Origin of the sequence: Mycobacterium simiae (genome assembly GCF_008370645.1) — a bacterium.
In the GTDB taxonomy this organism is placed as follows: Bacteria; Actinomycetota; Actinomycetes; order Mycobacteriales; family Mycobacteriaceae; genus Mycobacterium; species Mycobacterium simiae_A.
Window position 1 is genome coordinate 1 of the sequence record NZ_VTZN01000508.1, and the last position, 521, is coordinate 521.

The 521-nt window shown below is 67.0% G+C and carries 1 protein-coding gene; it reads left to right on the forward strand.

The features are described 5' to 3' along the window. On the forward strand, window positions 1-521 hold a 521-nt coding region (locus F0Q45_RS26660; RefSeq protein WP_149656667.1), incomplete at both ends, for an AMP-binding protein.

Sequence of the window (521 nt, forward strand, 5' to 3'; positions counted from 1 at the left end):
CACAACATCACCCAACTCTTCGACTCGCCGACCCCGTTTACCGCCGCGCCCGCACAGACGGTGGCCCAGGTGCACTCCTACAGCTTCGACATCTCGGTGTGGGAAATGTGGGGCGCACTGCTGCACGGGGGACGCCTGGTCGTGGTCCCCGAAGCCGTGACCCGCTCCCCGTTCGACTTGCACGACGTGCTGGCCGCTGAACACGTCGATGTGTTGATGCAAACCCCTTCTGCTGCCGCGGCGTTGCCGACGCAGGATTTGGAGTCGGTGACCTTGGTGGTGGGCGCTGAGCCCTGCCCGGCCACGCTGGTTGATCGTTGGGCGGCCCGAGGGGAGATGTACAACGCCTACGGCCCGACCGAAACGACGGTCTACGTGTCGATGAGCGCGGCCTTGACGCCAGGCTCGGGGGTGCCGCCCATCGGAGCGCCGCTGCCGGGTGCGGCGTTGTTGGTTCTCGATCAGGGGCTGCGGCCAGTACCGGCCGGCGTAGTTGGTGAGTTGTATGTGGCCGGTGCGGG